The organism is Cupriavidus sp. (genome assembly GCF_057315035.1).
On the sequence record NZ_DBHKYV010000006.1, the window covers coordinates 1 to 19,340 of the forward strand.

Genomic DNA, 19,340 nt, shown 5'->3' on the forward strand with positions numbered 1-19,340 from the left:
GAGTGAGGGAGGCGGCGAACGGGGCGGCGAACGGGGCGGTGAAGGGGCCTGAAGGCTGCGCCCGACCCCTTAAAGGCCTGGGGCCCGTGCAGTGGGTGCCGGGCAGAGGCAGGTCAGGTCGCTTGCCGTCTGCGCAACGACGGCACGCTGTACGACCCCATGCAGCGCCGGGCGGCAGCCTGTGCGGCCTACCGCGCCGCACGCCTGAGAGACAAGCGGAAACGGCCGGAAGTTCCGGCCGTTGTCATTGGATTTTTACTGGATTCTTACGGGATCGTGGCAAAGTGCCCGAAGCGGCGTCAGCGTCCGCCGTCGCGCCCCCGCGCCTGCCAGCCGGGGCCGACATTGGTCGGGCGCATATCGGTGCCGCGCATCGATCCGTCGCCGGGGTTATTGCGGTCCGCGCCGCCAGGCTGGCGCGAGGTACGATCGTCGTCACGGCCACCGGGGCCCTGTGGGCGGCCGCTCAGGCGGTCGTCATTGCGTGCACGTTGCTCCATGCGGTCGATCTGGGCCTGCACATGGTCGCGATTCTCGGCACGTACGCTGGCAATATCCCAGCTGCCGCCAACGCGGCCCATGCGCACCGGATGGTCCGCGAAAGCGCGATGCCAGAAAGCGACTTGTGCGTGGCTGGTGGCGATTGAGCCAACCAGGCCGATGACGGCCACGGTACCAGCCACCAGATGGCGCAGGTGGGGGCGGGTAAGCATGCGAAATCCCAATGTCCTGTAGCAGGTGATGAGTCAGGCGTTGGAATCATGGTACGCAGCGGGCGTGTGATGGCCTATGCGAAACCCGTTACCGGTGTAACGGATTGTTTCGTCATTTTTGCCAACTTTGGCGCGTCTGCCGCTATCCCGCGTGGCGCATGCGCTGGCGGCGGTTGGAGCAACCCTTCGAACGCGCGTGGCACCGGCCTGGCTTTGGGTTTTTTGCCACAATGTCATGCCCTGCGTGTTGCGCCGGCGACGCTCGTGCATGGGAAGTACTGCTCGAAAGCCCTAAGTGTTTGTTTGGACTCGGAATGTGGGCTATACTCTTGCGTTTCGTGTTCGCACACCCCGTTTTTTCGAGGAATTAACAATGGTCGTAATCCGTCTGGCTCGCGGCGGCAGCAAGAAGCGCCCCTTCTTCAATATCGTTGCTACCGATTCGCGCAACCGTCGCGATGGCCGTTTCATCGAGCGCGTTGGCTTCTACAACCCGCTGGCTTCCGAAAAGGAAGAAGGCCTGCGTCTGGTGCAGGATCGCCTGGCCTACTGGCAAGGCGTTGGCGCCCAACTGTCGCCGACCGTTGCCCGCCTGGTCAAGCAAGCTGGCAAGGCTGCCGGCACTGCTGCTGCCTGATAGCTGTACAGGCGTACCTGTCTCAGGTGCGCACTGACGCGTAAAGACGCTCCGCCAACGTGACTGGCAACGCCACCGGCCGCAAGCCGCTGAACCTGTCGACTGCCGCCACGCAAGGTGGTGCCGCTGGCCGGCAGGCGCGGCTACCCGCTGCGCTGCATGTTACCGACAACCTGCCCGATGATCTCATCGAGGTGGGGTATGTCGGTGCGGCGTATGGCATCAGGGGCTGGATCAAGGTCCATCCGCATGCGGACGACGCCTCCGCACTGCTCCACGCCCGCCGCTGGTGGCTGCTTCGTGCGCCGCCGTCCGGCGTGGTGTCGGCACCGGCCGATGCGGCGGAGGCGGTCAGCGTCAGGATTGCCCAGTCGCGTGAACATAGCGGTACCGTGGTGGCGCAAGCCACCGGCGTTTCGGATCGCAATGTGGCCGAAATGCTCAAGGGCCGCCGCGTCTGGATCCGTCGCGAGGATTTTCCCGCGCCGGAAGAAGGTGAGTTTTACTGGGTCGACCTGATCGGTTGTGCCGTGGTCAACGAGCAGGGCGAAACGCTCGGCGAGGTGACTGGCCTGATCGATAACGGCGCCCATCAGATCCTTCAGGTGGCCTATGTGCTGCCGGACGGCACGGCCGCCGAGCGGCTGGTACCGTTTGTCGACGCGTTCCTGCGCACGGTGGATACATCGGCCAGGCGTATCGTGGTCGACTGGGGGCTCGATTACTGAAGTACCGACGTGACGTCCTGGGAGGCGCGATGCAGTTCGATGTGATCACGCTGTTTCCCGAGATGTTCCGCGCGCTGACCGACTGGGGCATTACCAGCCGGGCAGCCAAGCAGCAGCGTTATGCGTTGCGCACCTGGAATCCCCGCGACTTTACCGTCGACAATTACCGGACAATCGACGATCGCCCCTACGGTGGTGGCCCTGGCATGGTAATGCTGGCCAAGCCGCTGGAAGACGCGCTCGATGCCGCCGGTACGGCGCAGCAGGAAGCCGGTGTCGACAAGCCGCACGTAGTGCTGATGTCGCCGCAAGGCGCGACGTTGACCCATGAAAAGGTCATGTCGCTGTCCCGGCGGCCAGGTCTGGTGCTGCTGTGCGGACGCTACGAGGCGATCGACCAGCGTCTGATCGATCGGCGTGTGGACGAGGAAATCAGCCTCGGAGATTTTGTGCTGTCCGGGGGCGAACTGCCCGCGATGGCGCTGATCGACGCGGTGGTGCGGCATCTGCCCGGCGTGCTGGGCGATGCGCAATCGGCGGTGGAAGACAGTTTTGTCAACGGCCTGCTCGACTGCCCGCATTACACGCGGCCGGAAGAATATGAAGGCGTGAGGGTGCCCGACGTACTGCTCGGGGGTCATCATGCCGAGATCGAAAAATGGCGGCGCCAGCAGGCGTTGGCCAATACCGTTCGCAAGCGTCCCGATCTGATCGTGGCCGCGCGTGAACAAGGATTGTTGTCCAAGGCCGATGAGAAGTTTCTGTCGGCATTGGCGGCGAAAGCAGGGCAGGAGTTCGCTCCTGCCAAGTGAAACCCCATCCTCTGCCGGGGCCCAGCAAAGTCTGGGGCATCCAACGCTGGCACGATGGTTAAGGAGAAAACGATGAACATCATCGAGCAAATCGAGAAGGAAGAGATCGCGCGTCTGACCGCGAACAAGTCCATCCCCGCATTCGCACCTGGCGATACCGTTATCGTCAACGTGAACGTGGTGGAAGGTACCCGCAAGCGCGTGCAGGCTTACGAAGGCGTGGTAATCGCCAAGCGTAACCGTGGTCTGAACAGCTCCTTCATCGTGCGCAAGATCTCGTCGGGTGAAGGCGTGGAACGTACGTTCCAGCTGTACTCGCCGCTGATCGCTGGCATCGAAGTGAAGCGTCGCGGTGACGTCCGTCGCGCGAAGCTGTACTACCTGCGCGAGCGCTCGGGCAAGTCGGCACGTATCAAGGAAAAGCTGGTGACGAAGGCCGCCAAGGTCGCCGCCGCCCAGTAAGCTTTCCGAGCCACGCACCGGGCAACCGGTGCCACGCCGGCATTGCGAAGGACACCCTCGGGTGTCCTTTTTGCATTGCGGGCGGATTGCGGGCGTATTGTGCTGCAATGCAACAACAAACGGTTCTGTCATACTTGACACCGTTATGCGCCCTAAACTCGATCCCGAAGCGTTACCGGTCGTCGAGACCGATAGCCACCGCGCGCCGCTCTCCGCGCCGCGCATGAAACCCGACTTTATCCGGCACCGGCTGCTTGCGCCGCCCGCGTGGGAGCCCGAACTCACCGATGAGTCGCGCATCTACGACCAATCCAGGGGATTGCGGCAGGCCGCCGTGCTGGTGCCGCTGGTGGAGCATGGCGATGGACTGACAGTGCTGCTGACCCAGCGCAATGCCAACCTGAGTGCGCATGCCGGCCAGATCAGTTTTCCCGGCGGCAGCCAGGAAACCTACGATGCCGACCGCATTGCCACGGCGCTGCGCGAGACCGAAGAGGAAATCGGCCTGCGGCGCGACTTTATCGAAGTGCTGGGTTCGTTGCCCGACTACATCACGGGCACCGGGTTTCACGTCAGCCCGGTCGTAGGCCTGGTGCGCAGCGGCTTCACGCTGCAGCCCGACGCCTCCGAGGTGGCCGAAATCTTCGAGGTGCCGCTGGCTTTCCTGATGGATCCGGCGCGGCACGAGCGGCGGCTGCTGCGCTGGGAGGGCGGCGAGCGCCAGTTCTATGCGATGCCGTATCCGCGCGAGGGCGGTGGCCAGCGCTTTATCTGGGGCGCGACGGCAGGGATGCTACGCAATCTCTACCATCTGCTGGCGGCCTGAGGATCAGGCGGCGGCCGCGTCCCCGTCCGCGCAGTGTGGGCAGCTCTTGCCGACCACATACTTCGGCTGCTGCTGCTCCTCGGACGTCACGACCGCGCGACAGGCAAAGCACTGCACCGGGCCGGCCGGTTCGAGGTTGGGGTTCAGTGCGGTGCGGTAGTCGAATACGAAGCAGTCGCCGTGATAGTGGCTGCCGCCCACTTCCTCGAAGTACTTGAGAATGCCGCCTTCGAGCTGATACACGCGTTCGATGCCCGCTTCCTGCATGTGGATGGCAGCCTTCTCGCAGCGGATGCCGCCGGTGCAGAACGACACCACGGTCTTGCCTTCCAGCGCCGCTTTGTGCTCGGCCACGGCCGGCGGGAAGTCGCTGAACTTGGCGATGTTGTATTCGACCGCGTTGTCGAACGTGCCAACTGCCACCTCGAAGTCATTGCGCGTATCGAGCATCACAACCGGACGCCCCTCGTCATCATGACCCTGGTCAAGCCAGCGCTTGAGGTCCACCGGGCGCACCGCGGGCGCGCGGCCGCTCTCGGGGCGGATCAGCGGCATCTTCATGGTGATGATTTCCTTCTTGGCACGCACCAGCATGCGTTTGAAGGGCTGGTTTTCCGACACGCTTTCCTTCGGCGCGATATCCGCGAAGCGCGCATCGGCATGCAGCCAGGCCATGAACTCGTCGATCTGCGCGCGCGTGCCGGCCAGGAACATGTTGATGCCTTCCGGGGCCAGCAGGATCGTGCCTTTCAGGCCCGCAGCTTCGCAACGCTCGCGCATGGCGGGGCGCAGGGTCTCGATATCGTCGAGCGTGACGAATTTGTAAGCCGAAATGTTTACGATCTGCATGGTGCGACGCTGCTGGGCGGGCGCCGAGGGCGCTCGATAACTGCCTGATTGGAAAGGCGAAATTATAGCCGCTTGGCGGCATTGCCGATACCCGTCGCAGCGCGGCCACGCGCCAGGCGTCGCGCATGCCGCACCACATCACTTTACGAAAGTCTCGCGGTACCGGGCGAGGGGAGCCGGTACAATGGCGCCCTATGTCTGCACCCCGCTTCGTACACCTTCGCCTGCATTCCGAATACTCGGTCGTGGACGGTATCGTCCGCCTCGATGACGCCGTCAAGGCCGCCGCCAACGACGGCATGGGCGCGCTTGCGCTGACCGACCTCGCCAATGCATTTGGCCTGATCCGCTTCTACAAGGAAGCGCGTGGCGGCGGCGTCAAGCCCGTCGTTGGCGCCGACGTCTGGCTGACCAATGCCGACGACCGCGACAAGCCCGCGCGGATGCTGCTGCTCGTGCAGGATCGCATCGGCTACCTGAACCTGTGCGCGTTGCTGTCGCGCGCATGGCTGGGCAACCAGCATCGCGGCCGCGCCGAGTTCGAGCCAGGCTGGTTCGAGGAGCCCGGCGAGGAAGGCCTGCCGCTGGCTACCGGCCTGATCGCGCTGTCCGGCGCGATGGGTGGCGACGTTGGCCAGGCGCTGGCCAATGGCAACGCCGATGCCGCGCGCCGTGCCGCGCAGCATTGGGCCACGATTTTCCCGCAGCGGTTCTATATCGAGCTGCAGCGTGCCGGGCATCCCGGTACCGATGCCTATGTGCAGCAGGCCGTGCAACTGGCCGCGTCGCTGCAATTGCCCGTAGTGGCCACGCATCCGGTGCAGTTCATGACGCCGGACGAATTCACCGCCCACGAGGCGCGCGTCTGTATTGCCGAGGGCGAGCTGCTGGCCAATCCGCGCCGCGCGCGCAAGTTCACGACCGACCAGTATTTCAAGACGCAGGACGAGATGTGCGCGCTGTTCGCCGACATCCCGTCGGCGCTGCAGAACGCCGTGGAAATCGCCCGGCGCTGCAACCTGACGCTGGAACTTGGCAAGCCACGCCTGCCGCTGTTCCCGACGCCCGATGGCATGTCGCTGGACGACTACCTCGTGTTCATGGCCAAGGACGGCCTGGAGAAGCGCCTTGCCGTGCTGTTCCCGGACGAGGCCGAACGCGAGCGCAAACGCCCCGAATACTACGCGCGGCTGGAATTCGAGACCGGCACCATCATCAAGATGGGGTTTCCGGGCTACTTCCTGATCGTGGCGGACTTTATCAACTGGGCCAAGAACAATGGCGTGCCGGTGGGGCCGGGCCGTGGCTCGGGTGCCGGCTCGCTGGTGGCTTATGCGCTCGGCATTACCGATCTCGATCCGCTCAAGTACGCGCTGCTGTTCGAGCGTTTCCTGAATCCCGAGCGCGTCTCGATGCCCGACTTCGACATCGACTTTTGCCAGCACGGCCGCGATCGCGTGATCACGTACGTGAAGGAGAAGTACGGCAAGGACGCCGTGTCGCAGATCGCCACGTTCGGCACCATGGCCGCGAAGGCCGCAGTGCGCGATGTGGGCCGCGTGCTCGATCTTGGCTACGGGTTCGTCGACAGCGTCGCCAAGCTGATTCCGTTCAAGCCGGGCAAGCTCGTCACGCTCGAGGAAGCCAAGAAGGAAGAACCTGCTCTGGCCGAGCGCGAGCGCAACGAGGAGGAAGTGCGCCAGCTGCTGGAACTGGCGCAGCGCGTGGAAGGCATGACGCGTAACGTCGGCATGCACGCCGGCGGCGTGCTGATCGCGCCGGGCCGCCTGACCGATTTCTGCCCGCTTTATACGCAGGGCACCGACGGCATGAGCGGCGTGGTGAGCCAGTACGACAAGGACGACGTGGAAGCGGCCGGCCTGGTCAAGTTCGACTTTCTGGGCCTGACCACGCTGACCATCCTCGACTGGGCGGAACGCTATATCCGGCGCCTCGACCCGTCGAAGGCCGACTGGAACTGCAGCCAGATCCCGCTCGACGACGGCCCCGCGTTCGACATCCTCAAGACTGCCAACACGGTGGCGGTGTTCCAGCTGGAAAGCCGCGGCATGCAGGGCATGCTCAAGGACGCCAAGCCTGACCGCTTCGAGGACATCATCGCGCTCGTGGCGCTCTATCGTCCGGGCCCGATGGACCTGATCCCGAGCTTCTGTGCGCGCAAGCACGGCCGCGAGAAGGTCGAGTACCCCGACGCGCGTGTCGAGCCCGTGCTCAAGGAGACCTACGGCATCATGGTCTACCAGGAGCAGGTGATGCAGATGGCGCAGATCGTCGGCGGCTACTCGCTCGGTGGCGCCGACCTGCTGCGTCGCGCGATGGGCAAGAAGAAGGCCGAGGAAATGGCCAAGCATCGCGAGCTGTTCCGCGAGGGTGCCGACAAGAACGGGCTGTCGGCGCAGCAGGCCGACGATATCTTCGACCTGATGGAGAAGTTCGCGGGCTACGGCTTCAACAAGTCGCACGCGGCGGCCTATGCGCTGCTGGCCTACTACACGGCCTGGCTCAAGGCGCACCATCCGGCCGAATTCATGGCAGCCAACATGTCGCTGGCCATGGACGATACGGACAAGGTCAAGATCCTCTACGAGGACTGCCGCCTGAACAAGCTGGCGGTGCTGCCGCCTGACGTCAATGCCAGCGAATACCGCTTTGCGCCGACCGATGCGAAGACGATCCGCTATGGCCTCGGCGGCATCAAGGGCTCGGGCCAGGGTGCCATCGAGGACATCCTGCGCGCCCGCGAGGAAAGGCCGTTCGACGACCTGTTCGATTTCTGCGAGCGCGTGGACCGCCGCCAGGTCAACCGTCGCACCATCGAGGCGCTGATCCGCGCCGGTGCATTCGACAGCCTCAACGACAACCGCGCGCAGTTGCTGGCGTCGGTGTCGATCGCCATGGAAGCGGCCGAGCAGAAGGCCGAGTCGGCCAACCAGGTGTCGTTGTTCGACCTGATGGACGACGCGGGCGACGCGCACCGTCCCGAACTGGTCGACGAGCCGCGCTGGTCGGCCAAGCGCACGTTGCAGGAAGAGAAGCAGGCGCTCGGCTATTACTTCTCGGGCCACCTGTTCGACGCATCGCGCGACGAGGTGCGCAAGTTCGTCAAGGGCACCCTGGCCGCGCTGGAAAAGGAAGTGCAGGGCAACGGTGGCGGTTATGGCCGCGACGTGCGCGGCAAGGTGATTGCCGGTGTGATCATGGGCGTTCGCACGCAGATGACGCAGCGCGGCAAGCTGATCATCGTGATGGTCGACGATGGCACGGCACAGATCGAAATGACCGTGTTCAACGAACTGTACGATGCCAATCGCCATATGTTCCGCGAAGACGAACTGCTGATTGCCCAGGGCAATGCGCGGCATGACACATTCACCGGCGGCGTGCGTTTCACGGCCGAATCGGTGATGGACCTCGTGACGGCGCGCGCGCGCTATGCCGATGCGGTGAGCCTCGGTTTCAACGGCAATGCGTCGACGGAGCGCCTGCGCGAACTGCTGACGCCGTACCTGGCCAATGTGGCCCAGTCGCCCGGCGTACCGGTGCGCATCAGCTATATCAACAAGACTGCCCAGTGCGAAGCCATGCTCGGCACGCAGTGGCAGATCACGCCATCCGAGGAAGCGCTGGCAAGCTTGCGCAGTGCACTCGGCGATAGCGTGCGGATGATCTATGGCTGACCCGCGCGGCCAGGTGACGGAATCCGGCGCGCGCAAGCAGCGCATCCTGTTCCACGTCACGCATTTCCTGCATGGCGGTATCGAGACCTCGCTGGTCTCGCTGCTGGCGTCGGTGGATCGCGAACGTTTCGAGCTCGGCCTGACCGTGACCTATCCGTCGCCGGAACTGGAGTCGCATTTCCGTGCACGGTTGCCACAGGATGTGAAGCTGCACGTGCTGGCTCCGGAGCGCTGGCTGTCGCACTGCCGCCAGCTCAAGAAGCAGCGCAAGCTCGGGCCCCTTGGCAAGATCTATGAGGAAGCGCTGCTGCCGCCGGTACGCAAGCCGCTGATGAACCGGCGCTTTCGCCAGATCCTGCTGCAGGGCGGCTATGACGTCGTGGTGGACTACGACATGTCGCTGTCGCGCATCACGGGACCGCTGCCGGTGCCGATGATTGGCTACCAGCATTTCAGTGTGGCACATCTGGCCAGCGGCCACGGACGGAAGCTGCGCAAGTTGCGCCACCAGTGCAAGGTGGATTACGACGCCGTGGTCATGTTGACGGACAGCATGCTGGCCGATGCGCGCCAGTTGATGCCCGAGGCTGCCGACAAGCTGGTGCGGCTCTACAACGCGATCGATCTCGACAGCATTCGCACCAGGGCCGATCAATCGCTCGATCCGGCTGTGGCGCCGCGCGAGCCGTTTATCGTCTCGGTGGGACGGCAGGAAGAAAGCCAGAAGGACTTCACATCGCTGTTGCGCGCCTACGCCAGGCTGGTAGGGCAGGGCATCGAGGAGCGCCTGGTACTGGTTGGAGACGGCGCATCGCGGCCGCAACTGGAGGCGCTGACAAGGTCGCTGGGCCTGGCGGAGCGTGTCACCTTCGCCGGTTTTCAGTCGAACCCCTATGCGTGGATCCGGCATGCACGCCTGATGGCGTTCAGTTCGAAGATGGAAGGCTTGCCCAACGTCCTGCTGGAAGGGCTGGCGGTGGGGCAGGTGGTAGTCAGTACCGATTGTCCGACCGGGCCGCGCGAGATTCTCGACGATGGCCGTGCCGGCCTGCTGGTGCCGGTGGGCGATGTGGACGGGCTGGCCGAGGCGATGCGCCGTGGCCTGCAGGATGTGCCGCTAAGGCAGGCGCTGCTGGCGCACGCATCGCGCCACGTCGAACAGATGGGCTTTGGCCCGACCGGGCAGGCGTTCAGCGCGCTGGTCGATCGTCTGACGCGGCGGGCTGCCGGCCCTGCTCCTGCCGTTGCAGCAGCCAGAGCTTGATGTACTTGTAGTAGCTGGCCTGCCCGTTCATCAGGGCCACCGCCAGGCCTTGCGAGCCGTCGAGGAATCCGCGGCGGAACAGCCAGGTGCGCAGGAATGCCCAGCTGCCGTGGGTCCAGGCGCTGAATGCGGTGGCCCGCTTGCCGCGCTGGAAGGCTTGCCGGGCGCCCAGCGTCGAGTACTGGTCGATCTTGCGCAGCACCTGCGAGAAGTCGTCGTAGGTGTAGTGCAGCAACGGGGTTTGCAGATGGCCGACCGGGCCGTCGGTGACCACGTTTTCGTGAACGATATCGTCGGTGAAACGGGCGCGGCCGACGCGGAATACCCGCGTCAGGCGGTCTGGATACCAGCCGCTATGGCGCATGAAGCGGCCGCAGAAGCGTGACAGGCGTGGCATGTCGTAGGCATCGGCCTGCCCCGAGTCGATCGCGGCCAGGATTTCGTCGCGCAGTTCAGGCGTGACGCGTTCGTCGGCATCGATCGACAACACCCACTCGCTCCGGGCCTTCGACAGGGCGAGGTTTTTCTGGGGGCCGAAGCCGGGCCAGGTGGTGGTTTCATGGACCTCGGCGCCCATGGCGCGTGCAATGTCCAGCGTGCCGTCGGTGCTGCCGGAGTCCACTATAATCGCGCGGTCGCACCAGGAGACGCTCTCCAGGCACTCACGGATATTGTGTGCCTCGTTTTTGGTAATCAGTACGACAGAGATTTTCATAGAAATGCTTGCGATGGAATCCCGCAGACCGGATTTGCCCGCCATTCTAGCGGCAGTCGGCGTGGTGCCCGTTTGGCAAGTGGAGCCAACGTGAACGACAGCAAACAACAAAAGCCCCAGGAATCCGACACCCTCAAGCGCGTCTGGTCCTATCTGAAGCCCGAAATGCGCACGTTTGCGCTGGCCATCCTGGCCATGGGCCTGGTGGCCGCCAGCGAGGGGATTATCCCGAAGGTCGTCAACGACCTGCTCGACAAGGGCTTTGGCGGTGCCTATGCCGGCAAGCTCTGGCATGTGCCAGCGCTGCTGGTCGGCGTGGCGCTGGTGCGCGGCGTGGCGCAGTTCGCCTCGGGTTTCCTGTTGTCGAAGATTTCGAACGGCGTGCTGCTGAAGATGCGCATGCAGATGTTCGAGCGCATGCTGCATGCGCCGGCGCTGTTCTATCACCGCAATACCGCGGCATCGCTGATCAACGCCGTGATCTTCGAAGTGAACCAGGTGATGCAGATCCTGACCGGCGTGCTGATCACGCTGGTACGCGACTCGCTGACCGTGCTGGCGTTGCTGATCTACCTGTTCTACACGAACTGGCGTCTGACGCTGGTGGTGGCGGTGCTGCTGCCCGCGATCGGTTTCGTGATGTCGAAGGTCAACCGGCGCCTGCGTCGCCTGAACCGCGAACACCAGGCGCTGACCAATACCGCCGCGTACGTGGTGGAAGAGGCGGCCGGTGGCTACAAGGTGGTCAAGCTGCACGGCGGCGAAGCCTATGAGACCGCGCGCTTTGCCGCGATGGCCGAGCGGCTGCGCGGCTATTCGATGCGCATGGCCGTGGCGGGTGGACTGAACCAGCCGGTAACCGCGTTCCTGGCATCGCTGGCGCTGTCGGTGATCCTGACCATTGCCATGGTGCAGGCGCAGGGCAACCAGACCACGATCGGTGGCTTTACCGGCTTCGTGATGGCGATGCTGCTGCTGATCTCGCCGCTCAAGCACCTGACCGACCTGAACCAGCCCCTGCAACGCGGCCTGACCGCCGCTGAAATGATCTTCGGACTGATCGACGAGCCGATCGAACCGCAGGATGGCGGCGTGCCGCTGGAGCGCGCGCGTGGCGACCTCGTATTCGACAATGTGGGCTTCCGCTATGGCGAGGCCGGCCGTCCCGCGCTGAACCGCGTGAGCTTCCATGCCGCGCCGGGCGAGGTGGTGGCGCTGGTTGGCCCTTCGGGCAGCGGCAAGACCACGCTGGTCAACCTGGTGCCGCGCTTCTTTGATCCGACCGAAGGCCGGATCGTGCTCGATGGCAAGTCGATCGACCAGTTCGGCCTGAACGACCTGCGTCACCAGATCGCGTTCGTGAGCCAGGACGTGGTGCTGTTCAACGACACCGTGGCTGCCAACGTGGCCTATGGCGTGCACCCGCGCGAGAAGATCGACATGGCACGCGTGGAACGTGCCCTGGCCGCGGCTTACCTGACCGATGTGGTCAAGGGCTTGCCCGAGGGGCTGGAAACCAATATCGGCGACAACGGCATGAAGCTGTCGGGTGGCCAGCGCCAGCGCCTGGCGATCGCGCGTGCGATCTACAAGGACGCGCCGATCCTGATCCTTGACGAGGCCACCTCGGCGCTGGACTCCGAATCGGAACGCCAGGTACAGGCCGCGCTGGAATCGCTGATGCAAGGGCGCACCACGCTGGTGATCGCCCACCGCCTGTCGACGATCGAGAACGCCGACCGCATCGTGGTGCTCGAACAGGGCCGCGTGGCCGAGCAGGGCAGCCACACTGACCTGCTCGGGGCCAATGGACTCTACGCGGGTCTGCACCGCATCCAGTTCGCCACCGCCGCGCAGTAAGCTGTCAGGGATTCGACGGCCGTGACGTCCTGTCACGGCCGGGCATGTACCAGCAGGGAAGATACCCCGAGGAGACAGACATGACCGCCCATCCGCCAATCAGCCGCTATCCGGTTCCTGCCATCGCGGACCTGCCTGAAGACATTCGGCAGCGCGTACTGGAAGTCCAGGAGAAAGCCGGCTTCGTTCCCAATGTATTCCTGGCCCTGGCACACCGGCCCGACGAATGCCGCGCGTTCTTTGCCTATCATGACGCGCTGATGCTCAAGGAGACCGGCAACCTGACCAAGGGCGACCGCGAGATGATCGTGGTGGCCACCTCGGGCGTGAACCAGTGTCTCTACTGCGTGGTGGCGCATGGCGCCATCCTGCGCATCTACGAAAAGAAGCCGCTCGTGGCAGACCAGGTCGCGGTCAACTACCGCAAGGCCGACATTGCACCGCGTCAGCGCGCCATGCTCGATTTTGCGATGAAAGTCTGCGAGTCATCGCATACGGTAGGCGAGGCAGATTTCGAAGCCTTGCGCGCGCATGGTTTCGATGACGAGGATGCGTGGGATATCGCCGCCATCACGGCGTTCTTCGGCTTGTCGAACCGCATGGCGAATACCATCAGCATGCGGCCCAACGATGAGTTCTTCCTGATGGGGCGCGTGCCGAAGCAGAAGTAGCAAGTTTGCGGTGTTTTAAACGCCCGTTACCGGATCTGTGCGCAGCTGCCGCTCTTCGGATCAAACAGCACCGGCCATGCCTGTTCGTAGATGCCTGGCGTGCAGTGTTTCTCGCAACGCGCATGGGCCAGCGTGACGCGGCGAGGATCTTGCCAGACCATCAGCTTGCAACCACTACCGTCGATCGCATGCAACTCGATGTGTGGTGTCTGCTGTACCTGCTTGAATTCGGCCAGGTCAAACTGGCATGACCCTTTGCGCGATACCCAGAGTTTCCAGGAGAGCGTTTGCACGGCGTTGTGCGATACGCGAACCACGGCATCCTCGCGGAAGCCGTCTTCCTCGGTGCGCTTGCATGCGCCGTTGATGTCGATCTCGCGCGCCACGATCGGCGTGGCACGGGTTTCCGGCGCGGGCGGATACGATTTGGGCGGATTGGCGCTCGGGCCGGCCAGCGGCGGGGAACGGTCAGTCAGTTGCTGCAGTGGTGCGCATGCCGCGCACAAAAAAAATGCCAGCAGTGCTGGCATCGCGAATCTTGTTGACGTCATGTCGGCCCCCTCGTACTCCCGCCACATTCAATGTAGGGGATGGCGATGCAAAGGCCAGCCTTATGTGATGAGGACTAGCCCTAGCATGCTAAGTCAGTGGCACCGTCTATATTCAGAGAATGTGACTGCGCGTTTATGCCGCCTGTAGGCTGGTCTGGCGCGGTGCCGCATGTTGCACGGCGGAATAGCCGGTAGCGAACACCAGACGGCCCGCCGACCAGGTGTGCGTGACCAGCGGCTGGCCGGCCACGCTGGCCACGGCGATCACGTCGGCGCGCTTGCCCGGCGTCAGGCGGCCCCGATCGTCGAGCAGGCAGGCATCGGCCGGATTGGCACTGACCAGCGCCAACGCTTCATTGAGCGGCAGCTCCGCCAGCCGCGCGGCGGCGAATGCCGCGGCGATCAGCGTGGAAGGCTGGTAATCCGAGCAGAGGATATTGCCAACCCGCGCGTGGATTGCATCGATCGCGCGCATCGAACCGCTCTGGCTTTTGCCGCGCAGCACGTTGGGTGCGCCAAGGATCGTCGGCAGCGCATGGGCCGATGCCGCCTGGGCGGTTTCCACGTTGATCGGGAACTCGCTCATGCGTACCCCGAGCGCATGCATGGCGGCAATCCGCTGGGGCGAGTCGTCGTCGTGGCTGGCAGTGGGAATGCCCAGTTCATGTGCCTTCGACACCAGCCGGTTCACGCGCTCGGTCGCGCCGTCGAGTTCGGCACTCTTCTTCGCGGCGGCATCGGCCGCTTCCTCGCGGCTCATGCCATGGTTGCCCATCATGTACGACAGATAGGCATCCATCGTCTTGAACTGGCCCTGGCCTGGCGAGTGGTCCATGACCGACAGCAGGTCAACCACACCTTCGGCCATCAGCATTTCCAGCACCGGCACGGCGGCGGCGTCGGTCACCTCGTAGCGGCAGTGGATGCGGTTGTCGACGAGGCTGTGCTGGCGATACGCCGCCACCGTACGCACCAGCGTGGCCGCCGTGTCATTGTTGCGCACGCCAAACTGGTCGCTGGCAAAAGACAGCGCGTGATAAGGCGTGGTGATGCCGGCCGCGGCGTTGCGGCGGTCGACTTGCGCCACGGCGAAGTCCAGCGGGAACAGCACATTGGCGCGCGGCTCGGCTTCCTTCTCGATGGCGTCGCAATGCACATCGATCAGGCCCGGCATCACGGTATGGCCGCGCAAGTCGAGTATGTCGGCATCGGCCGGGATCGAGGCGGGTTCAATGGCGACGATCTGGCCATCGGCCATCAGCAGCGCGCTGTCATGCAGCACGCGGTCGGGCAATACCAGCGTCGCGTGGGTCAGGTAGGTGGTGGTCATGTCCGTTTCCGTTCCGTATTTGCAGGTTCAGGTTCAGGGCAGAATGGGCTCAGGCGTTTGCCGCGGCAACGGGCTGCAGCGGCAGCGCACGCGTGGCCACGGCATCGCGTACCGCTTCGTCGTGGAAGATGCCGATCAGCGCGCGGCCTTCGGCCAGTGCCTCGCGGATCAGTTCGATCACCACGGCGCGGTTGTCGGCATCGAGCGATGCGGTCGGTTCATCGAGCAACAGGATCGGGTGTCCGCCGATCAGGCCGCGGGCGATATTCACACGCTGCTGCTCGCCGCCCGAGAACGTGGCCGGCGGCAGATCCCACAAGCGGCGCGGCAGGTTCAGGCGTTCGAGCAGCGTGGCGGCCCTGGCGCGTGCTTCCTCATGGCTGGCGCCGCGATGCTGCAGCGGGTCGGCAACCACATCGAGCGCCGAGACACGCGGAATCGCACGCAGGAACTGCGATACATAGCCGATCACGTCACGGCGCAATTTCAGTACGCGTTGTTCGGGCGCGTTGGTCAGTTCTACCCAGGGTTCGCCGGCGGCGCTGGTATCGCGCAGCCGGATCGTGCCTTCGGTCGCCAGGTAGTTGCCATAGAGGCAGCGCAGCAGCGTGCTCTTGCCGGTGCCGGAACGGCCCGACAGCACCAGGCATTCACCGCGCGAGGCATCGAAGTCGATCGCCTGCAATACCGGCAGGCGGATACCGCCCTGGTTGTGCAATGTGAACATCTTGCCGAGGCCACGGACCTCGATCAGCTTCCGGTTGTCTGCTTGCATCATGGTCAGCCCTGCAGGATGGAGGAAACCAGCAGCTGCGTGTACGGGTGCTGCGGGTCGTCGAGGATCTGGTCGGTCAGGCCTTGCTCGACCACGCGGCCGCCCTGCATCACGAGCGTGCGATGTGCGAGTAGTCGGGCCACTGCCAGGTCGTGCGTGACGAGAATGGCGGCCAGGCCAAGGTCGGTGACCAGGCGGCGCATCAGGTCGAGCAGGCGCGCCTGCACCGAGACGTCGAGCGAGGCGGTGGGCTCGTCCATGAACACCAGGCGCGGATGCGTGACAAGATTGCGCGCGATCTGCAGGCGTTGCTGCATGCCGCCGGAGAACGTGCTCGGCACGTCGTCGAGGCGCGCGAGGTCGATCTCCATTTTCTCGAGCCAGGCCCCGGCGATTTCGCGCAGGTCGCCATAGTGGCGATTGCCCACGGCCATCAGGCGCTCGGCGATATTGGCGCCGGCGCTGACCTGCATGCGCAGGCCATCGCGCGCATGCTGGCGCACAAAGCCCCAGTCGGTACGAGCCAGCAGCCGCATGCGCGCGCTGGACAGCGATGCCAGGTCGGTCAGGCCTGCCTCGCGCATGTCGTAGCTGACGCTGCCGCGCTGGGCCCTGACCTGCATCGACAGCGCCTGCAGCAGCGTGCTCTTGCCCGAGCCCGATTCACCGACCACGCACAGCACTTCGCCGGGATAGAGGTCGAAGTCGACATCATGGCAACCGTGCACACCGTCCCAGGTGTGCGTGAGGTTGCGAACGGAAAGCAGTGGCGTGGCATTCATTGGGTAGCTCCGGCGGCGTGCTTCACGGCTTGCGCGGCCTGGCGATCGGCGCAGTACTCGGTGTCCGAGCACACGAACATGCGCGTGCCGGCATCGTCAGTGATGATTTCGTCGAGATAGCTGTCGGTGGCGCCGCATTGCGCGCAGCAGCTCGACCACTTCTCCACGGTGAACGGATGATCGACAAAATCGAGACTCTTGACCGAGGTGTACGGCGGCACCGCATAGACGCGCTTCTCGCGGCCCGCGCCGAACAGCATCAGTGCAGGGCTGCGGTCGAGCTTCGGGTTGTCGAACTTCGGAATCGGCGACGGACGCATCATGTAGCGCTGGTTGACGATCACCGGGTAGTCATAGGTCGTGGCGATATGGCCGTGATGCGCAATGTCTTCATAGAGCTTCACATGCATCGAGCCGTACTCGGCCAGTGCATGCATGGTGCGTGTTTCGGTCTCGCTGGGCTCCAGCCAGCGCAGCGGCTCTGGAATGGGCACCTGGTACACCATGGTCTGGCCCGCGCTCAGCTTCGTTTCCGGAATGCGGTGGCGCGTCTGGATGATGGTGGCTTCGGCGGTGCGTTCGGTGGTCTGCACGCCGGTCACGCGGCCGAAGAAGCGGCGGATGTTGATCGCGTTCGTGGTGTCGTCCGAGCCCTGGTCGATGACCTTGAGCACGTCCTGCTTGCCGATGATCGCGGCGGTCACCTGGATGCCGCCGGTGCCCCAGCCATAGGGCAGCGGCATCTCGCGGCTGCCGAACGGAACCTGGTAACCGGGAATGGCCACGGCCTTCAGCAGCGCGCGGCGCAGCATGCGCTTGGTCGATTCGTCGAGGTAGCCGAAGTTGTAGTGGTCGTCGCGGGCGACGGCAGTGGTTTGTGGAATGGCGGTGCTCATGCCAGCGACTCCTCTTGCGACTGGTGCGACGGATGCGAATCTTGCTGCGCCGGTTGCGGCGCGTTGGTGGGCGGCTGCTCCTGTTCCGCACGCAGGCGGCGCAGCAGTTCCAGATTGGCCTGGAAGTCCACGTAATGCGGCAGCTTCAGATGCTGCACGAAGCCCGATGCCTCGACGTTATCGCTGTGGTACAGCATGAACTCGATGTCGTTGGCCGGATTGTCGGCGGCCTCGCCCAGTTCTTCGGCGCGCATCGCGCGATCGGCCAGTGCCATCGACATGGCCTTGCGCTCGTTGTAGCCGAACACCAGTCCATAGCCACGCGTCAGGCGCGGCGCTTCGTCGGCATTGCCGGCGAACTGGCTCACCATTTGGCACTCGGTCAGCTCAACCGAGCCGATCGTGATGGCGAAGCCGAGTTCTTCAATGAACATCTCGACCTCGGTGCTGCCATAGCGGATCTCGGCGGCGAACGGGTGGGAATTGCCATAGCCACGCTGCGTCGAGTAACCCATTGCCAGCAGGAAACCTTCATCGGCGCGCGCCAGGTTCTGCAGGCGCGCGGGACGTTCGGCCGGAAAGCTCAGCGGCTCACGTGTGAGATCGGGCGGCGCAGGGTCGCCCACGGGGATCGTGTCGGCCTCGACCAGCGCTTCGGCTTCGAGCAGGCCGGTGACACGCGGCATGTCCGATGCCAGCGGTTGCGGCGACGGTGGCAGCGGCACGGGGTCGCGGCCGGCTTCCAGCGAGAAGTCGAGCAGGCGCTGCGTGTAGTCGTAGGTCGGTCCCAGTACCTGGCCACCGGGCACATCCTTGAACGTCGACGAGATGCGGCGCTGGAGGTTCATCTTGCCCGTGTCGAGCGCCTGGGTGTAGCCAAAACGCGCAAGCGTGGTGCGGTAGGCGCGCAGCAGGAAGATGGCTTCGATCTGGTCCCCGGCGGCCTGCTTGAGGGCCAGGGCGGCCAGGTGCGGATCGTAGAGCGAGCCTTCGGCCATCACGCGCGCTACGGCCAGTGGCATCTGCTCGCGAATCTGGTCCAGCGTGATTTCGGGCACCGATGCGTCGCCACGACGGTAGGTGTCCAGCATCTGGTAGGAATTGAGGATGGCGCGCTCGCCTCCCTTGACGGCAACGTACATGTCAGTTCTCCACTTGCGTGGTGCGCGTCAACGCGCAGAATTGGTCACCGCTGGCCAGCAACAGGTCCACGCCAAGCGGGAAGCGGGCGTTGTTGGCGCGCCAGCCTTCACGGAAGTCCGCCGGCAGGCCGCGCACGCGCAGCGCTTGGGTGGACTCGATGCCGGGGCCGCGCAGCGTCAGCGTGTCGCCATCTTGCAGTGATGCGACTTCCACGATCAGCGTGGCCGAGCGGTCGGGGTATTCGGGCAGGCCTTGCGCGCAATCTGCCAGCGCGGGCATTGCGTGGCCGGCGGGCACGCAGACAAAGGTGGCTTCGCCGACCGCCTCGACCAGCGGGCAGCTGCAATGGAAGCGCAGGAAAGCGCGTGCTGCGGCCGGAATATCTGCGGGCAGCCAGACCGGGGTGTCGGGGTCGGCCAAAGTCAGCAGCAGGGCGGTCAGCGTGGGCGACAGCCCGTCGGGCTGGCCACTGGTGGCGGGCAACGTTTCAAGCCGGCCCGGATGCGCGAACGCTTCGAGCGCGGCGCGGAACACGGCCTGCGCATCGTCGACGGGGTTGTCGAAGCCGGGCAGCAAGGACGTGGCGGAGTGCGTGGCGAGGGCTTGCATGGGTGTTTCGGTAGCGGGC

Annotated in this window: 19 protein-coding genes; 9 read left to right on the forward strand and 10 right to left on the reverse strand. The window is 64.6% G+C overall.

Annotation, left to right across the window (positions count from 1 at the left end):
* Nucleotides 1-299: 299 nt before the first annotated feature.
* Nucleotides 300-713 carry a hypothetical protein gene (locus tag ACO550_RS11080; RefSeq protein WP_315592291.1) on the reverse strand — a complete coding sequence of 138 codons (414 nt, stop codon included), beginning with the start codon at nucleotides 711-713 and terminating at the stop codon, nucleotides 300-302.
* Nucleotides 714-1,086: 373 nt separating this feature from the next.
* On the opposite strand from ACO550_RS11080, the gene rpsP reads away from it, so the two are divergent.
* The 5 genes from rpsP (at nucleotide 1,087) to ACO550_RS11105 (ending at nucleotide 4,178) form a co-directional block, all read left to right on the forward strand.
* Nucleotides 1,087-1,350 (forward strand): 30S ribosomal protein S16, encoded by a 264-nt coding sequence (gene rpsP / locus ACO550_RS11085; protein ID WP_315592290.1) that lies wholly within the window; start codon nucleotides 1,087-1,089, stop codon nucleotides 1,348-1,350.
* Nucleotides 1,351-1,409: 59 nt separating this feature from the next.
* On the forward strand, nucleotides 1,410-2,078 hold the full coding sequence (rimM, locus tag ACO550_RS11090) for a ribosome maturation factor RimM (RefSeq protein ID WP_315592289.1): 669 nt from the start codon (nucleotides 1,410-1,412) through the stop codon (nucleotides 2,076-2,078).
* Nucleotides 2,079-2,107: 29 nt separating this feature from the next.
* Complete coding sequence (trmD, locus tag ACO550_RS11095) at nucleotides 2,108-2,890, forward strand: tRNA (guanosine(37)-N1)-methyltransferase TrmD (protein ID WP_315592288.1); 783 nt, start codon at nucleotides 2,108-2,110, stop codon at nucleotides 2,888-2,890.
* Nucleotides 2,891-2,962: 72 nt separating this feature from the next.
* Nucleotides 2,963-3,352: a 50S ribosomal protein L19 gene (gene rplS / locus ACO550_RS11100; RefSeq protein WP_315592287.1), complete on the forward strand. Its 390-nt coding sequence runs from the start codon at nucleotides 2,963-2,965 to the stop codon at nucleotides 3,350-3,352.
* A 145-nt stretch (nucleotides 3,353-3,497) separates the two neighbouring features.
* Nucleotides 3,498-4,178, forward strand: coding sequence for a CoA pyrophosphatase (locus ACO550_RS11105; protein ID WP_315592286.1), 681 nt, complete (start codon nucleotides 3,498-3,500; stop codon nucleotides 4,176-4,178).
* A 3-nt stretch (nucleotides 4,179-4,181) separates the two neighbouring features.
* Here the strand turns inward: ACO550_RS11105 and ACO550_RS11110 are convergent, their stop codons facing one another.
* Complete coding sequence (locus tag ACO550_RS11110; protein ID WP_315592285.1) at nucleotides 4,182-5,027, reverse strand: sulfurtransferase; 846 nt, start codon at nucleotides 5,025-5,027, stop codon at nucleotides 4,182-4,184.
* A gap of 194 nt (nucleotides 5,028-5,221) precedes the next feature.
* On the opposite strand from ACO550_RS11110, the gene dnaE reads away from it, so the two are divergent.
* Nucleotides 5,222-8,725: a DNA polymerase III subunit alpha gene (gene dnaE, locus ACO550_RS11115; protein WP_315592284.1), complete on the forward strand. Its 3,504-nt coding sequence runs from the start codon at nucleotides 5,222-5,224 to the stop codon at nucleotides 8,723-8,725.
* Entirely contained in the window at nucleotides 8,718-9,989 is a 1,272-nt protein-coding gene (locus tag ACO550_RS11120) for a glycosyltransferase (protein ID WP_315592283.1), read from the forward strand. Before dnaE ends, ACO550_RS11120 begins: the two co-directional genes overlap by 8 nt.
* Here the strand turns inward: ACO550_RS11120 and ACO550_RS11125 are convergent.
* Nucleotides 9,916-10,704 (reverse strand): glycosyltransferase, encoded by a 789-nt coding sequence (locus ACO550_RS11125; RefSeq protein ID WP_315592282.1) that lies wholly within the window; start codon nucleotides 10,702-10,704, stop codon nucleotides 9,916-9,918. The genes ACO550_RS11120 and ACO550_RS11125 overlap by 74 nt on opposite strands.
* A 90-nt stretch (nucleotides 10,705-10,794) precedes the next feature.
* Here ACO550_RS11125 and msbA point away from each other — a divergent pair, with 90 nt between their 5' ends.
* Nucleotides 10,795-12,564, forward strand: coding sequence for a lipid A export permease/ATP-binding protein MsbA (gene msbA / locus ACO550_RS11130; protein WP_315592281.1), 1,770 nt, complete (start codon nucleotides 10,795-10,797; stop codon nucleotides 12,562-12,564).
* 80 nt (nucleotides 12,565-12,644) lie between these two features.
* Nucleotides 12,645-13,235, forward strand: coding sequence for a peroxidase-related enzyme (locus tag ACO550_RS11135; protein ID WP_315592280.1), 591 nt, complete (start codon nucleotides 12,645-12,647; stop codon nucleotides 13,233-13,235).
* Between the two features lie 26 nt (nucleotides 13,236-13,261).
* On the opposite strand, the gene ACO550_RS11140 is transcribed toward ACO550_RS11135, so the two are convergent.
* From ACO550_RS11140 to phnH, 7 genes are all read right to left on the reverse strand, one after another.
* On the reverse strand, nucleotides 13,262-13,786 hold the full coding sequence (locus ACO550_RS11140) for a hypothetical protein (protein WP_315592279.1): 525 nt from the start codon (nucleotides 13,784-13,786) through the stop codon (nucleotides 13,262-13,264).
* Nucleotides 13,787-13,919: 133 nt separating this feature from the next.
* A complete protein-coding gene (locus tag ACO550_RS11145; protein ID WP_315592278.1) occupies nucleotides 13,920-15,116 on the reverse strand; it encodes an alpha-D-ribose 1-methylphosphonate 5-triphosphate diphosphatase in 1,197 nt (398 codons plus the stop codon).
* 49 nt (nucleotides 15,117-15,165) lie between these two features.
* Nucleotides 15,166-15,894 carry a phosphonate C-P lyase system protein PhnL gene (gene phnL, locus ACO550_RS11150; RefSeq protein WP_485994817.1) on the reverse strand — a complete coding sequence of 243 codons (729 nt, stop codon included), beginning with the start codon at nucleotides 15,892-15,894 and terminating at the stop codon, nucleotides 15,166-15,168.
* 2 nt (nucleotides 15,895-15,896) lie between these two features.
* Entirely contained in the window at nucleotides 15,897-16,673 is a 777-nt protein-coding gene (gene phnK / locus ACO550_RS11155) for a phosphonate C-P lyase system protein PhnK (RefSeq protein WP_315592277.1), read from the reverse strand.
* Nucleotides 16,670-17,569, reverse strand: a complete 900-nt coding sequence (locus tag ACO550_RS11160; protein ID WP_315592276.1) for an alpha-D-ribose 1-methylphosphonate 5-phosphate C-P-lyase PhnJ — start codon at nucleotides 17,567-17,569, stop codon at nucleotides 16,670-16,672. The genes phnK and ACO550_RS11160 overlap by 4 nt, the downstream gene beginning before the upstream one ends.
* A complete protein-coding gene (locus tag ACO550_RS11165; protein ID WP_315592275.1) occupies nucleotides 17,566-18,711 on the reverse strand; it encodes a carbon-phosphorus lyase complex subunit PhnI in 1,146 nt (381 codons plus the stop codon). The genes ACO550_RS11160 and ACO550_RS11165 overlap by 4 nt, the downstream gene beginning before the upstream one ends.
* Nucleotide 18,712: 1 nt before the next feature.
* Nucleotides 18,713-19,321 (reverse strand): phosphonate C-P lyase system protein PhnH, encoded by a 609-nt coding sequence (gene phnH, locus ACO550_RS11170; RefSeq protein WP_485994820.1) that lies wholly within the window; start codon nucleotides 19,319-19,321, stop codon nucleotides 18,713-18,715.
* Nucleotides 19,322-19,340 lie beyond the last annotated feature (19 nt).

What these genes read in the sequence shown, in the direction of transcription:
- ACO550_RS11110 (WP_315592285.1), bottom strand. Translation starts at nt 5,027, where the DNA reads ATGCAGATCGTAAACATTTCGGCTTACAAATTCGTCACGCTCGACGAT.
- phnK (WP_315592277.1), bottom strand. Translation starts at nt 16,673, where the DNA reads ATGAATGCCACGCCACTGCTTTCCGTTCGCAACCTCACGCACACCTGG.
- ACO550_RS11120 (WP_315592283.1), top strand. Translation starts at nt 8,718, where the DNA reads ATGGCTGACCCGCGCGGCCAGGTGACGGAATCCGGCGCGCGCAAGCAG.
- dnaE (WP_315592284.1), top strand. Translation starts at nt 5,222, where the DNA reads ATGTCTGCACCCCGCTTCGTACACCTTCGCCTGCATTCCGAATACTCG.
- ACO550_RS11165 (WP_315592275.1), bottom strand. Translation starts at nt 18,711, where the DNA reads ATGTACGTTGCCGTCAAGGGAGGCGAGCGCGCCATCCTCAATTCCTAC.
- ACO550_RS11105 (WP_315592286.1), top strand. Translation starts at nt 3,498, where the DNA reads ATGCGCCCTAAACTCGATCCCGAAGCGTTACCGGTCGTCGAGACCGAT.
- ACO550_RS11080 (WP_315592291.1), bottom strand. Translation starts at nt 713, where the DNA reads ATGCTTACCCGCCCCCACCTGCGCCATCTGGTGGCTGGTACCGTGGCC.
- ACO550_RS11160 (WP_315592276.1), bottom strand. Translation starts at nt 17,569, where the DNA reads ATGAGCACCGCCATTCCACAAACCACTGCCGTCGCCCGCGACGACCAC.
- phnH (WP_485994820.1), bottom strand. Translation starts at nt 19,321, where the DNA reads ATGCAAGCCCTCGCCACGCACTCCGCCACGTCCTTGCTGCCCGGCTTC.
- rpsP (WP_315592290.1), top strand. Translation starts at nt 1,087, where the DNA reads ATGGTCGTAATCCGTCTGGCTCGCGGCGGCAGCAAGAAGCGCCCCTTC.
- ACO550_RS11135 (WP_315592280.1), top strand. Translation starts at nt 12,645, where the DNA reads ATGACCGCCCATCCGCCAATCAGCCGCTATCCGGTTCCTGCCATCGCG.
- rplS (WP_315592287.1), top strand. Translation starts at nt 2,963, where the DNA reads ATGAACATCATCGAGCAAATCGAGAAGGAAGAGATCGCGCGTCTGACC.
- ACO550_RS11145 (WP_315592278.1), bottom strand. Translation starts at nt 15,116, where the DNA reads ATGACCACCACCTACCTGACCCACGCGACGCTGGTATTGCCCGACCGC.
- phnL (WP_485994817.1), bottom strand. Translation starts at nt 15,894, where the DNA reads ATGATGCAAGCAGACAACCGGAAGCTGATCGAGGTCCGTGGCCTCGGC.
- ACO550_RS11140 (WP_315592279.1), bottom strand. Translation starts at nt 13,786, where the DNA reads ATGACGTCAACAAGATTCGCGATGCCAGCACTGCTGGCATTTTTTTTG.
- trmD (WP_315592288.1), top strand. Translation starts at nt 2,108, where the DNA reads ATGCAGTTCGATGTGATCACGCTGTTTCCCGAGATGTTCCGCGCGCTG.
- ACO550_RS11125 (WP_315592282.1), bottom strand. Translation starts at nt 10,704, where the DNA reads ATGAAAATCTCTGTCGTACTGATTACCAAAAACGAGGCACACAATATC.